The following is a 12,847-nucleotide window of genomic DNA, read 5'->3' as shown; positions in this document are numbered from 1 at the left end:
CTACTCTTGTTCGTACATGGGGGTTTCCGGATCGTGCAGATGGCAGGCGACATGCCCCTGCGGGATCGGGGTGTGACGCGGTGCCTTTTGCTTGCACAGATCCGTCGCGCGCGGGCAACGCGGGTGGAAATGGCAACCGGGCGGCGGCGCGATCGGGTTCGGGTAGGCCATGCCAAGCTGGGTGTCGGGCACACCCAATCCGGGCTCGGGTGTCAGCACGGATTTCAAAAGCGCCTTGGTGTAAGGGTGACGCGGCGCGTCAAAGAGCCCGGCGACCGAGTTCTGCTCGACGATCTCGCCCAGATACATCACCGCCACGCGGGTGGCGAGGTGTTCGACCACCGCCAAATCATGGCTGATGAAGAGATAGGTAAGGCCGAACTCCTCGCGCAGCTCGCCCAGCAGGTTGAGGATCTGGCTCTGCACCGACACATCCAGCGCCGAGGTCGGCTCATCGCAGATCACCACCTCGGGCTTCATGATGAGCGCGCGGGCGATGGCGACGCGCTGGCGCTGGCCGCCCGACATCTGGCTGGGGTAGGTGTTGATCACCCGTTGCGGCAGGCCCACAACGTCGAGGATCTCTTTGACCTTTTTCTTGCGGCTCTCCTCATCACCGATGTTGTGCACCCGCAGCGGCAGAGAGATCACGTCATAGATGCTCTTGCGCGGGTTGAGCGAGGAATAGGGGTCTTGAAAGATCGGTTGGATCCGCCGTGCCAGCGCTAGACGGCCCTGCTGCGTGATCTCCTCACCGTCGATCTTAACGTGACCGGCGGTTGGCTCCTCCAGCCCCAAGAGGATCTTGGCAAGGGTGGATTTGCCGCAGCCGGATTCACCGACGAGGCCCAGCACCTCCCCCTTGCCCAATTGCAGCGACACGTCATTCACCGCCGTGAGCGGTTTGACCTTGCCGAACATGCCCTGTTTCACCCGGTAGGTCTTGCTGACGCCGGAAAGTTCCAGCACCGGGGGTGTGTTCACGCTGTCCTTCATACGGTCAGCTCCTTCTCGGACTGGCGTTTGCCATCGGGGAAAATGCAGCGGAAGGCATGGTTGCCGTTCTCGCGTTTGGGGATGTCGCCACGGCATTCGGCGACGGCATGCGGGCAGCGGGTACGGAAGACGCAGCCCTCAACCTCGCCCACCAGCGAGGGCACGATGCCCGGGATGGTGCCCAGTTTCGCGCCGCGGTCGGTCTTGCCCGGGAGCGGGATGCAGCGCAGAAGCCCACGGGTGTAGGGGTGCGAGGGGGCGTTGAAGATGTCTCCGACCGGGCCGGTCTCGACCAATTCGCCCGCATACATCACCGCGACCTTGTCGGCCACGCGGGCCACCACGCCGAGGTCATGGGTGATCAGGATCACGGCCATGTTCATCTCGCGCCCCAGATCGTGGAGCAGCCGCAGGATCTGCGCCTGAATGGTCACGTCGAGCGCGGTGGTCGGCTCATCCGCGATGATCAGCTCCGGCTCGCACATCAGCGCCATGGCGATCATCACGCGCTGGCGCAGACCGCCTGACAGCTGGTGCGGATATTGCGACAAGCGGCTCTCGGCGGCGGTGATGCCGACTTTCTCCAAAAGTTCAATCGCCCGGTCCCGCGCCTGTTGGCGGCTGACCTTGCGGTGCAAAAGCAGCGCCTCGGCCAGCTGATCGCCGATGGTATAGGCGGGGTTGAGCGAGGTCATCGGCTCTTGGAAGATCATCGACATCCGCGCCCCGCGCAGCTTGCGCATCTGGCCTTGGCTCGCGGTGGTCAACTCGGTCCCGTCAAAGGTCATCCGATCCGCGCGGCGTTTGATGGATTTGCCCAAGAGCCCCATCAGCGCCAGCGAGGTGAGCGATTTGCCTGAGCCGCTTTCGCCGACGATGCACAGGGTCTCGCCACGGTTGAGGTCGAAGTCGATCCCGCGCACCGCATGCAGGGTGCCGCCGCCCGTGGGAATATCGAGCCGCAGGTTGCGGACGCTCAGAAGTGGTTCTGTCATGGGTCAGCTCCGGTTTTCGGGGGCGGTGACGTCGCGCAGACCGTCACCCATCAGGTTGATCGCCAGCACCAGCACGAAAAGCACGGCGCCCGGGATCAGCACGAGCCACGGCTCGAACAGCATCATGTTCTTGCCTTCGGAGACCATCAGCCCCCAGCTCGGCGTCGGCGGTTGCACCCCAAGGCCGAGGAACGAGAGTGCCGCTTCCAGAAGGATCGCATGGGCCATCTCCAGCGTTACGACGACGATCAGGTTGTTGGCGATGTTGGGCATGATCTCGGACAAGAGGATGCGCGGGGTGGAGGCGCCGATGACCTGTGCCGCGGCCACGTATTCGCGCCGCCGCACCTGCATGGTGGAGGCGCGCATGACCACCGCGAAACGGTCCCACAGCAGCAGGCCCAGCACCATGATCACCACTTGCAGCGATCCGCCAAGGATCGCCACCACGGCCAGCGCCACCAGTACCACCGGCATCGCGAGACGCACGTTGATGAGGAAGGTTACGACCGCGTCGACCTTGCCGCCGAAGTAGCCCGCAGCCACGCCCATCGCGGTCCCGATCAGACCCGAGATCAGCGCCGCCACGGCCCCGATCAGCAGCGAAATCCGCGCGCCGTAAATTAGGCGCGACAGGTAATCGCGGCCCAGATGGTCGGTGCCCAAGGGGTGCTCCCATGTGCCGCCCATGAAAACGGGGGGCTCCATCCGGGTCATCAGGCTTTGGGCATAGGGATCATGCGGGGCAATCCAAGGCGCGAGGATCGCGATGATCGTGAGGATGATCAGAACGACCGCCCCGATCAGCAGACCTTGGTGCCCGAAGATGCGCTTGCGCAGCATCTGGCCGGGGGTCGGGCCGGTGATTTCGTCCAAAAGGCTGTCATGTGTGCTTGCCGTGGCCATGTCAGCTGCTCCTCATGCGGGGGTCGAGCCATGCGTTCAGCACGTCTGCGAGGAAGGTGAAAACAATATAGAACATCGAGAAGATCAGGATCAGCGCCTGCACGGTGGGCAGGTCGTTGCGCGCGATGCTCTCCCACGCCAGATAGCCCGCGCCATGGAGCGCGAAGATCGACTCAACCACGATGGAGCCGCCCAGCATGAAGCCCATCTGTACGGCGGCGAGGCTGACCACGGGGATGATCGCGTTGCGCAGCGCATGGCGGAACAGCACCCGGCGCTCGTTCGCGCCCTTGGCCCGCGCGGTGCGGATGTAGTCGGAGTTCAGCACGTCCAGCATGCCCGCGCGCGTCAGGCGCATGATGGCGGGCATGGCGTAATAGCCCAGCACCACGGTCGGCAGGATGAAATGCCGCCATGTGTCGGTGCCCGAGGGTGGCAGCCAACCCAGTTGGATGGCAAACACCACGATCAGGATGAGGCCGAACCAGAAGCTCGGCATCGCTTGGCCGGCGACCGAGATGAACAGGGCCACACGGTCGATGATCGAATTGGGGCGGATCGCGGCGACCACGCCCAAGGGCACGGCGGTCAGCAACGCGAAGGTGATCCCGCAGACCCCTAGCGTCATGGTCACGCTCAATCGGTCGGCGATGAGCGAGGCGACGGGCAGGCGGAAATAGTAGCTCTCGCCGAAATCGCCTTGAAGGGCCGAAAACAGCCATTCGCCATATTGCACCAGCATGGGCCGGTCAAAACCATAGAGACGGCGCAGGGCCTCGATATCTTCGCCACTGGCGGTTTCACCGGCCAGCGCGGCGGCGGGGTCGCCCGACAGGAACAGCAGGCTAAAGCTGATAAACGACACGGTGAAGGCCACGAGAAGGGCCAGTCCCAATCGTTTGAGAATGAATTGAAGCACGGGTGCAACTACCTTGAGGCTGCGCCGCAGGCGAGGGCCTGCCGCGTGGGTCTGGGTTGGGTGCGGAAGGGGAGAAGGGCAGGGGCACCGGTCACGGCGCCCCCGCCGATTGGTTTACTTCCAGCTGGCCGTGGTGAAGCGCAGGACTTCGTCGGCTGTGGGCGTGTATTCCACCTCGTTGGTGGTCACGTAGTTGGTGTTGTAGGAGAACATCGGCGCCCAATAGGCTTCCTCGGTGATCCGTTCGATCGCCTTGGAGTAGTTCTCTTTGCGGACCTCAGGGTCGGTCGAGCTGTCGGCGATGTTGAGGTATTCGAGCGTTTCGTCGTCCATCGCGTAGTCGAGCGAGCCATGTTTGAAAAACTGGCTGACCATGGCGGAGGCGTCGTTGATCGAATAGCTGCCCCATGTTTGGAACGACACGGCGGTTTCGCCCTTCATGTTCTGCTCGCGCAGGGCGGAATACTGCAACATCTTGAAGTTGGTATCGATGCCCACAGCGTTCAGATAGCTGGTGATCGCCTCGGCATATTCACGGTCGCGGTAGGCGTAGAAGTCGATGGTCAGACCGTCTTCGTAGCCAGCTTCGGCCAGCAATTCCTTGGCCTTCTCGGGGTTGTATTCATACTTCACCGCCGCGTCTTCGTCGCAGCCGAACTGGCTGGGGAAGCAAGGGGTGTAGACGACTTTGGATTTGCCTTTAAGCAGCGCGTCGACCAGTTCCTGACGGTTGATCGCATAGTTCACAGCCTTGCGCACGCGCACGTCGGTGAAGGGGCTGTCCTCGGACCGGCCCGCCGCATCGAGCGTCAGATAGCCCACGCGCATGGTGGATTCGTTGGAGACTTGGAACTCATCCCGCTCGGCCAGTTTCTCGGCTTGGTCCGAAGGCACCTGCCAAATCAGATCAAGCGAGCCGCTGAACAGTTCGGCCATCTGCGTGTTCACATCCGGGATGGTGCGGATGTCGATGTTCTTGATGCTGGGCTTGCCCTTGGGGCTGTCGTGGTAGCCCTCATAGGCTTCCAGTTTGAAGTGCTGGCCGGGGACGACTTCGGTCACCTTGTAAGGGCCAGTGCCGACGGGTTTCAGGCCCATGCCTTCTGGGCCGGCTTCTTCGTAGTAGTCGCTGGGATACATCGAAACGGGGCCGGAAAGGAATTCGATCGCCGCCGGGAACTTCTCTTTCAGCATGATGCGCACGGTGTAGTCGTCGACCTTCTCAGCCGATTTCATCCAGTTCACGTTGCGCTGCGTTTTCACGCCATTGGCCTCATCGGCCACGTAGTTCACGGTAAAGACCACGTCATCGGCGGTGAAGTCCGAGCCGTCGTGGAATTTCACGCCTTCGCGCAGTTTGAATTCGATGGTCGTGTCGTCGACCCATTCCCATTCGGTGGCGAGGTTGCCCATGTATTCGTTGGTGACCGGATCGCGGTAGATCAGACCATCCCAGACCGCGCGTTGCAGCACCACGCCTTCGCGGGACGAGTTGAAGTAGCTGTCGACGTTCTCAAGCTCTTTGGTGAAGGCGACATTCAGCGTGTCATTAGCTTTGTCCGCCCAAGCCGCGCCCGTGGCGGCGGCCAGGACAAGCCCGGTGATGGTTGATTTCAGGACCGTGGATTTCATGGTCAACTCCCCTGCTGGTTAACGAATTCGGTTCCGTATCTTTTTGACTTGCGTCTCGTATCATATAATAATACTTGGTATCGCAATACGATTAATAAACGCAATCAGATCGACATACGTCAAGCCCCGGTTTGAACAATTGGGCCAGATTTCGGGGTAGGTGATTGGAAAAGAAGCAAAATACCCTCTACGTCGGGTCGCTTGCCAAGGGGCTGCGGCTGCTCCGCGCCTTCGATGAATCGCATACGGAATTGTCGTTGGTCGAGCTGGCCGCGCGCAGCGGATTGGACAAAAGCGCGGTTCAACGGCTGGCGAATACGCTGCATATCGAGGGGATGTTGGAAAAGGATCCAGCCACGCGGCGCTACCGCCCGTCTCATGCTTGGTTGGAGCTGGCCTATGCCTATTACTGGTCGGATCAATTGGTGGGGCAGGCGATTCCCAAGCTGATCGACCTCAGCCAAGAGATCGGGGAGACGGTGAACCTCGCCGAGCTTTCGACCGATCATATCATCTACGTCAGCCGACTGCCCTGCCAGCGAACCTATTTCGCGGCGACGGTGATCGGGCGGCGGTTGCCTGCGCTTTCGACGTCGGCGGGGCGGGCGATCATCTCGACCTTCTCGCCCGAGGACCGGGAAGAAGCGATCGAGACTTGGCCGCTCAAACCCTTTACCGCGCGCACCACGATGGACCGCGCCACGATCCGCAACAGCATCGGTGAGGCCGTGCAGCAGGGCTATGCGATCTCCAGCGATCAGATGATTTTGTCCGAGATCGGGGTGGCCTGTCCGATTACCGGCCCGGATGGGCGGGCCTTTGCGGCGGTGCAATGTTCGGTCTCGGCGCATACTTGGACGCGGGAGCGGATCAGGGCCGAGATTCTGCCGCGCCTTCAGGACACGGCGAACGCGATTTCGCCCTCATCACAGGTGCATCGGCGCTAGAAAAAGGGCCGGGGCATCGCCGCCCCGGCCCGGTGTTATCTTATTCCCAGTTCAGCTTTTCTTCGCGCTGCCAGAACCGAAGTTTGCGGCAGGTTTGAAGGAACGCGTCCGCATTATCGGCAGAGACCTCGATCGTGCCCTCGTCCTTCTCAATCCCGGCGGCGTTGAGCAGCGGATCGGCGGCTTTGGTCCAGGCGATGAACTTATTATGCGCAAAGGCGTCCGAGACGAAATCCTGCGCCGGTTTGTTCTTGGCGATCTTATCGGCTTTCTCTTCACCGAAGACTAAGGCCACCGCGTCAAAGACCACCGAGGGGCCGCCGTCGATCTTCTCATCCGCTTCGCGGGTGCTGCCGTCCGAAAGGGTCACCCCTTGGATATGCGGCGTCACGATGGCGACCATCGCGCCCTCATCGGCAAAGGCTTTTTCCAAGGCTTCCACCACCGAGGCATCCGCGCCTTCGGTCAGGAACAGACCCAACTTGCGGCCCGCGAAGCTGTTCGGCGCGTTCTTTAGAATGCTGAGCGCATCCGACGGCGGCAGATCGGTGATCGGCTCCCGCGCGGGTTTGGCGGGTTCCGGCATCTCGGTCACGCCCAAGCCTTCGGCCACCTGTTTCGCCAGATCGTCATGGACGTTCATCAGATGCGAGAGCATCCGCAGGCGAATGCGTTCTTCCTGACATTTCGACAGCTCGAAGGTATAGGCCGCCGCGATATGCTGCTGCTCGATCTCGGTCTGGCTGATGTAGAACTGCCGCGCTTGGCTGTAGTGGTCAGCGAACGTCTCGGACCGCACGCGCTGTTTCGTGCCTTCGACTTCGGCCGGGTAGCTCTGAAAACCAATCTCGGGGTTCTCGCGCGGGCCGTCATCCTCGCCCCAGCTGTTGGGCTCGTAGTTCACGCGGCCCTTGGGATTGTGCATCGCCATATGGCCGTCTTGCTGGAAGTGGTGGAACGGGCATTTCGGCGCGTTGATCGGAATATGGGTGAAGTTCGGCCCGCCGAGACGCTTAAGCTGCGTGTCGAGGTAGGAGAAATTCCGGCCCTGAAGCAGCGGGTCATTCGTGTGGTCGATCCCGCGCACGATGTTCTGGGTGCAAAAGGCCACCTGCTCGGTCTCGGCGAAGAAGTTGTCGACATTGGCGTCAAGCGTCAGCGTCCCGATGATGCGCACCGGCACCTGCTCTTCGGGGATGATCTTGGTGGCATCAAGGATGTCGAACTCGAAGTTATCGGCGAATTCGTCGTCGAAAACCTGAATGCCCAAATCCCACTGCGGATAATCGCCCGCGTCGATCGCATCCCACATGTCGCGGCGGTGGAAATCCGGGTCCGCGCCGTTGATCTTGAGCGCTTCGTTCCAGACCACCGATTGCAGACCCTGTTTGGGCTTCCAGTGGAACTTGACGTAATGCGATTTGCCTTCGGCGTTGACCAGCCGGAAGGTATGCACGCCGAAGCCTTCCATAAAGCGGAACGAGCGCGGGATCGCACGGTCGGACATTTGCCACAGCGTCATATGGATCGCCTCGGGCGAGAGCGAGACGAAATCCCAGAAGTTGTCATGCGCCGACTGCGCCTGCGGGAAGCCACGGTCAGGGGCGGGTTTGACGGAGTGGATGAGATCGGGGAACTTGATCGCGTCTTGGATAAAGAACACGGGGATGTTGTTGCCGACGAGGTCCCAGTTGCCTTCTTGCGTGTAGAACTTCGTCGCGAAACCGCGCACGTCGCGGGCCAGATCGAAAGAACCCTTGTTGCCTGCCACGGTGGAGAAACGGGTGAAGGTCGGGGTCTTTTCGCCGACGCGCTGGAAGATATCGGCACAGGACAGTTCGGGGATCGCTTCTTTCAGCTCGAAATGCCCATGCACGCCGTAGCCGCGGGCGTGAACGACACGCTCTGGAATGCGCTCATGGTCGAAATGAAACATCTTCTCGCGGAATACATGGTCTTCCATCAAGACCGGGCCACGCGGACCTGCTTTGAGTGAGTTCTGATCATCCGCGATCGGGCCGCCCTGCGCGGTCGTCATCGTCTTTTCGCGGTCCGTGGTTTGCTGGCGGGGTTCGCCGCCTTTGCCAAGTGCTTTGTCTGTCATGATCTTTCTCCACAGCGCCCCCGGAATATAATCGGGAGGATTTGTTGCTAATATGTGGCGGGCCGAGAGGGCCGCTCCAGTGCCGGCGGTGATTGCCCGACCCTATGAGAGTTCAACCACCCCCGCGGCGAGGGGTTCCGATGCTTTTGCCCGGCGGGCGGGAAAGTTCTCGCGCGGGCGGGGACCTCCCGCCTCCGGTGCGAGGGGGGCGGCTGTCTCACGGGCCGCGGACTTGTCCAAAAAGCCCCGCAGCAGCGCGATATGCGCGGGCAGTTCATCGACCGGAATGCGTTCAGCCTCTGGCACCTGCACCGGCCAGCAGCCCAAGGCCCCCCGGCGCAGTTTCTCCAGCAAGCAGCCCGCATCCGGCAAACAGTCATCGGCCAGATAGCCCGCCCCGCTCAGCCGAGTGCGCAGCGTATCGGCCATGCCGCCTGCCGCCCGCCCGACAAGCCTGCAAGAGGCTTCGACCCAGACATCATCCGCGTGATGCACCCGGCGGCCCGCGGCCCGCAGGGCGCGGATGATCGCGCGGTCCTCGCCACAGGGGATCGGGGCGAAACCGCCGACGGACTCATAGGCGTCGCGGGTAAAGCCAAGGCTGGCCCCCGGCGCTTCGCCGTGGCTGCCTTGCAAATCGGCGCAGTTCGGGGCGTGCCGCGCGTAGAGCGTGAGCACCAAGCGGCGGTAGGCCATTTCATGGGCCTCAAACATGGGGTCTTGCTGCGACAAACAGGCGGCCTCTTCGGGGTTCAGCGTGACCCTGCCGCAGAGGGCATCAAAGCGTTGGAGGTGGTGAATGCTGCGCGCGACCCAATCGGGGCTGACGCGGCAATCGGCATCGGTGGTCAGGATCTGGCGCAGATGAGGCATCTGTTCGAGCGCCACGGCGCAGCCCTTCCGCCGTGCCGCGCCGACCCCCATGCCGGGGGGAAAGGTGAGGTCGAGCACGGTGAGGTCGATGCCAAGCCGCCCTGCCGCTGCCGTGGCGATCTTGGCGGTGTCGTCATCGGTGTTGTTCACCACGAGGATCACGTGGACACGGTCGTTACACTGGGGGGCGAGGGCGGTGAGGCAATCGCCGATCCGCTCCGCTTCGTTCCGGGCGGGGATGATGATCGCGGTGTCTTTCCAGCGCTCGAAACTCATCTGTCACCCTCCGGAAAGGCGCGGTCGATGCGGTAGTTCTCGGTCTTGCTGACGCAGGTGAAGGCATGGGTGTCGAGCGCCTTGGCAAAGCCGTTCAGCGCCTCTTCCCCTTGCAACGGATTGCCGGTGTCACCGCGCCAAGTCACGCAGATGATCTCGGCCTGCGGCCAGCGGGTTGCGATGTCGGTCGCCAGTTGGTCCAGCCCCGCATGATCCAGAAAATAGAGCACTTCGGAGAGGATCAGCAGATCGAAGTCCCCCTCGGGCAGGGGGCCGGGATAGAACCCTTGGACGAAGCGCCCCTCTGGCACCGTTTTGCGCGCGGCGGTCAGGGCGCTGGCCACGGCGTCCATCCCGGTATAGCGCGCGCAGATGTCGATCAGGTGGCGTGCCAGTTGACCATTGCCGCAACCGAGTTCAAAGGCCGATCGGTAGCCATCTTGCGAAAGCGCCGCCCGCGTCGCCGCGAATTTGGCCTGCTCATAGGCGCTATGTTCGAACCCCCAAGGATCGCTCGTCTCGGCATAGAGACCTTGGAGATGATCCAACCCCACACCCATCACGGCATCCTCCAAAAGATTTCGTCTTGCTGTGCGAAGAGGTTGATCATCGCCTCGGGCAGAACGAACCCCTCGGGATCGTCTTGCACGACTTGGCCAAGCTGGCTGCGATGCGCGCGGATCGCGGCACTCTTGGCTTCGCGGTAGGCGGCGGTGTCGAGGGTGAGGGGGGCGTAGCCTGCCGTGTTCTCGGCAAAGTTCGGATCGTCGAAACGGCTCCACACCGGATAGCTATGAAAATGCAGATCGGGGCGCTGCGCGCGCAGGCCGTCGGCCAGTGACGCGGTGGTTTGGTGGTCGCAATGTCTGTCTTCGCGGGCCGGGACGAAGACGTGGCGTGCCGTTTGCGCGTCGATTACCTGCATCAGCTCGGTCAGGATGGCGTCGGCAGGCACTTCGTGCAATCGGCTGTCGGGATGGCCGAGCCATGTCAAATCCGCTGCGCCGCCACCAAGGAGATCAAGCGCCTCTGCCAATTCCGCGCGTCGCCTTTCGGCCAATCGGGCCGGAGGCCATGCGCGGGAGCCGGGGTGGCTGGCGCCGCCATCGGTCACGCAAATGACATGCGCCCCGGGCCCTGCGAAAGCGCGGGCCACAAGCCCGCCGCAGCCGAGTGTTTCGTCGTCCGGGTGCGGCGCCAGAACCACAATCTTTTCGCGGCCCGACAGAGCCTCGGCGAGGGGGGCGTTATGGCTCATCCAAAGACACCCCAAACCGTCTGGTCACTCGAAAGCGCATGGCGAGCGGCCCGTTGCAGGAAGGCGTCGCGCGCGGCTTGGCGCAAATAGACCGAAAGATCGCGCGCCATGCGACCTGTCTCGGAAGTTCCGGTGAAATGGCGCAAACCAAGGCTCTGCTCCACCGCTTTGATCGCGTCGAGGGCGACTTCCTCAGTATAAATCCGCGCGGCGATCGAGGCGCTGACGAGCGTCTCCTCCGCGTGGTCATCCGCGTTGGCGAGAGCGGCGCGTTCGACCAATGCCATACCAGCCCAGACCCGCATCAGCACCTGCATCAGGCGGCTCAATTGGGCCTCGGCCTCAAGCCGGTCCATGTCCCGCAGAGCAGTGGCCGCCGCATCGATCAACCCCGCCGCCGCGCCCGCCTGAAGCGCTGCGATCCGCCAGACGCCGCCGACGAAATGCGGCTCTTTCAGATAGTCGCCGGGAGCACCGATAAGCGCGTCATCCTCAAGAGGCAGGCCGGAAAAATTATAGGTCCCCGAGGCCGTTGCCCGCATCCCCAGCATGTCCCATTGGGAGGCATCGCCGCGGGCGGGGTCGGTCACATCGATCAGCGCAAGCTGCACCTCAGGGCCGGAATTGAGCGAGACGAGCGCATGGGTGACAGTGCCGAGGCCGGAGGCAAAGATCTTCTCACCCTTCAAAACACCCTTCTCGAAACGCGCCGGATTGCCGCCATCGGCCCCCCAAACGCCCAGAAGCCCACCTTGCCGGATCACCTGCTTCGCTCGCTCTGCCTGCGCCGCGCTGCCGTATAGGCGGATCAGGCGCAGCGCGTTGACGTGGCCCTCCCATAAGCGGCCGACGCTGAGGTTGGCGGCACCGATCTGCATCAGCGCATGGGCGGTGCGCAAAGGCGCCGTGGCGCCATCTTCCAGCATCAGCCCCGCGTCGCGCAGAATGTCGATAGAGCCGCTGATCGGGGCGGTGCCCGCCTCTTCGGCCCGCGCCGCGTGGCGCAGGGCCTTTCGGGCAGATTGCGAAAGGATATCCCTTTGCGACTGGGGCGGAAAAGGGTCGAAACGCGGCGCACTGTTCATGGCAGTGCCCGACAGCCGAGCAAGGATACACCTTTGAGATCAAGTGTCACGATACTGCCCCCCCATTCGTGAAACGGGCAGCCTGCGCGCGTGGCAGCACTGCCTTCGGGAGTGCAACCGTTCAACTTGTCTCTTGGTTCCCGCCTACGTTGCAGCCGCGGCGGGGGGCGGATGTCAGCCCTCGGGAATCTCGCCCATCACCTTGGGCACATGGTAGCCCTTTTGCACCGCCTCCCGTGCGCGCAGGCGCTGGTACCACGCACGCACATTGGGGTGGTCGGCAAGGTCGATCTGCTGCCATTCATAGCGCGACACCCAAGGCCAGCAGGCCATATCCGCGATGGAATACTCGCCGCAGATATGGTCCCGCCCCTCAAGCTGCTTGTCGAGCACGCCGTAAAGCCGTTTGACCTCGGCCCCGAAACGCTCTTCAGCATAGGCGGCCTTGCCGGGGTTGAAATGCAGGAAGTGATGCGCCTGCCCGGCCATGGGGCCAAAACCGCCCATCTGCCACATCAACCATTGCATCACCTCGGCCCGCGCGGCCTGCCCCTCGGGCAGGAAGCGGCCATGTTTCTCGGCGAGGTAGACCATGATCGCGCCGGATTCCATCAGGCTTACCCCAGTGTCATGGTCCACGATGGCGGGGATTTTGTTGTTGGGGCTGATCTTTAGAAACTCGGGCGCGTGCTGCTCATCCTTGCCGATGTTGATGGCATGCACATTGTAGTCGATCCCCAATTCTTCGAGCAGGATCGAGACTTTGCGGCCGTTGGGGGTGGTCCATGTGTAGAAATCAATCATCGCTTCGGTCCCATATGCAGAGGTGCGTTTCGGTTTCTTGCAATGTTAAGCA

Annotated in this window: 12 protein-coding genes; 1 reads left to right on the top strand and 11 read right to left on the bottom strand. The window is 62.5% G+C overall.

What is annotated here, in order from left to right; all coding sequences use genetic code 11:
• The 5 genes from ACGYLD_RS13205 to ACGYLD_RS13185 all read right to left on the bottom strand — a co-directional run bounded on the left by ACGYLD_RS13205 (position 1) and on the right by ACGYLD_RS13185 (position 5,448).
• Positions 1-996 carry an ABC transporter ATP-binding protein gene (locus ACGYLD_RS13205; RefSeq protein ID WP_209219165.1) on the bottom strand — a complete coding sequence of 332 codons (996 nt, stop codon included), beginning with the start codon at positions 994-996 and terminating at the stop codon, positions 1-3.
• Complete coding sequence (locus tag ACGYLD_RS13200) at positions 993-1,991, bottom strand: ABC transporter ATP-binding protein (protein WP_271693882.1); 999 nt, start codon at positions 1,989-1,991, stop codon at positions 993-995. Before ACGYLD_RS13200 ends, ACGYLD_RS13205 begins: the two co-directional genes overlap by 4 nt.
• 3 nt (positions 1,992-1,994) lie before the next feature.
• Complete coding sequence (locus tag ACGYLD_RS13195) at positions 1,995-2,897, bottom strand: ABC transporter permease (RefSeq protein WP_271690227.1); 903 nt, start codon at positions 2,895-2,897, stop codon at positions 1,995-1,997.
• Between the two features lies 1 nt (position 2,898).
• Entirely contained in the window at positions 2,899-3,816 is a 918-nt protein-coding gene (locus ACGYLD_RS13190) for an ABC transporter permease (RefSeq protein ID WP_136720362.1), read from the bottom strand.
• A 114-nt stretch (positions 3,817-3,930) separates the two neighbouring features.
• Positions 3,931-5,448, bottom strand: a complete 1,518-nt coding sequence (locus ACGYLD_RS13185) for an ABC transporter substrate-binding protein (protein ID WP_271694045.1) — start codon at positions 5,446-5,448, stop codon at positions 3,931-3,933.
• Between the two features lie 164 nt (positions 5,449-5,612).
• On the opposite strand from ACGYLD_RS13185, the gene ACGYLD_RS13180 reads away from it, so the two are divergent.
• Positions 5,613-6,395: an IclR family transcriptional regulator gene (locus ACGYLD_RS13180; protein WP_271694044.1), complete on the top strand. Its 783-nt coding sequence runs from the start codon at positions 5,613-5,615 to the stop codon at positions 6,393-6,395.
• A gap of 40 nt (positions 6,396-6,435) precedes the next feature.
• Here ACGYLD_RS13180 and ACGYLD_RS13175 read toward each other — a convergent pair whose 3' ends face one another.
• The 6 genes from ACGYLD_RS13175 to ACGYLD_RS13150 all read right to left on the bottom strand — a co-directional run bounded on the left by ACGYLD_RS13175 (position 6,436) and on the right by ACGYLD_RS13150 (position 12,795).
• Positions 6,436-8,499, bottom strand: coding sequence for a catalase (locus ACGYLD_RS13175; protein ID WP_271694043.1), 2,064 nt, complete (start codon positions 8,497-8,499; stop codon positions 6,436-6,438).
• Positions 8,500-8,601: 102 nt separating this feature from the next.
• On the bottom strand, positions 8,602-9,648 hold the full coding sequence (locus ACGYLD_RS13170) for a glycosyltransferase family 2 protein (protein WP_271694042.1): 1,047 nt from the start codon (positions 9,646-9,648) through the stop codon (positions 8,602-8,604).
• Complete coding sequence (locus tag ACGYLD_RS13165) at positions 9,645-10,208, bottom strand: trans-aconitate 2-methyltransferase (protein WP_271694041.1); 564 nt, start codon at positions 10,206-10,208, stop codon at positions 9,645-9,647. Before ACGYLD_RS13165 ends, ACGYLD_RS13170 begins: the two co-directional genes overlap by 4 nt.
• On the bottom strand, positions 10,208-10,906 hold the full coding sequence (locus tag ACGYLD_RS13160) for a PIG-L deacetylase family protein (protein WP_394402785.1): 699 nt from the start codon (positions 10,904-10,906) through the stop codon (positions 10,208-10,210). The genes ACGYLD_RS13165 and ACGYLD_RS13160 overlap by 1 nt, the downstream gene beginning before the upstream one ends.
• On the bottom strand, positions 10,903-11,991 hold the full coding sequence (locus ACGYLD_RS13155) for an acyl-CoA dehydrogenase (RefSeq protein ID WP_271694039.1): 1,089 nt from the start codon (positions 11,989-11,991) through the stop codon (positions 10,903-10,905). The genes ACGYLD_RS13160 and ACGYLD_RS13155 overlap by 4 nt, the downstream gene beginning before the upstream one ends.
• Positions 11,992-12,165: 174 nt before the next feature.
• Positions 12,166-12,795: a glutathione S-transferase family protein gene (locus ACGYLD_RS13150; RefSeq protein WP_271694038.1), complete on the bottom strand. Its 630-nt coding sequence runs from the start codon at positions 12,793-12,795 to the stop codon at positions 12,166-12,168.
• Positions 12,796-12,847 lie beyond the last annotated feature (52 nt).

This window comes from Sulfitobacter sp. 1A12056 (assembly GCF_043558125.1).
Lineage (GTDB): Bacteria > Pseudomonadota > Alphaproteobacteria > Rhodobacterales > Rhodobacteraceae > Sulfitobacter > Sulfitobacter faviae.
Note: the sequence above shows the minus strand (reverse complement) of the source record. Positions and strands in the feature narration are given on the sequence as shown.

Bases quoted from the DNA above. Each gene is read 5' to 3' on its own strand.
- ACGYLD_RS13200 (WP_271693882.1), bottom strand. From the start codon at position 1,991: ATGACAGAACCACTTCTGAGCGTCCGCAACCTGCGGCTCGATATTCCC.
- ACGYLD_RS13175 (WP_271694043.1), bottom strand. From the start codon at position 8,499: ATGACAGACAAAGCACTTGGCAAAGGCGGCGAACCCCGCCAGCAAACC.
- ACGYLD_RS13205 (WP_209219165.1), bottom strand. From the start codon at position 996: ATGAAGGACAGCGTGAACACACCCCCGGTGCTGGAACTTTCCGGCGTC.
- ACGYLD_RS13185 (WP_271694045.1), bottom strand. From the start codon at position 5,448: ATGAAATCCACGGTCCTGAAATCAACCATCACCGGGCTTGTCCTGGCC.
- ACGYLD_RS13155 (WP_271694039.1), bottom strand. From the start codon at position 11,991: ATGAACAGTGCGCCGCGTTTCGACCCTTTTCCGCCCCAGTCGCAAAGG.
- ACGYLD_RS13195 (WP_271690227.1), bottom strand. From the start codon at position 2,897: ATGGCCACGGCAAGCACACATGACAGCCTTTTGGACGAAATCACCGGC.
- ACGYLD_RS13165 (WP_271694041.1), bottom strand. From the start codon at position 10,208: ATGGGTGTGGGGTTGGATCATCTCCAAGGTCTCTATGCCGAGACGAGC.
- ACGYLD_RS13170 (WP_271694042.1), bottom strand. From the start codon at position 9,648: ATGAGTTTCGAGCGCTGGAAAGACACCGCGATCATCATCCCCGCCCGG.
- ACGYLD_RS13150 (WP_271694038.1), bottom strand. From the start codon at position 12,795: ATGATTGATTTCTACACATGGACCACCCCCAACGGCCGCAAAGTCTCG.
- ACGYLD_RS13160 (WP_394402785.1), bottom strand. From the start codon at position 10,906: ATGAGCCATAACGCCCCCCTCGCCGAGGCTCTGTCGGGCCGCGAAAAG.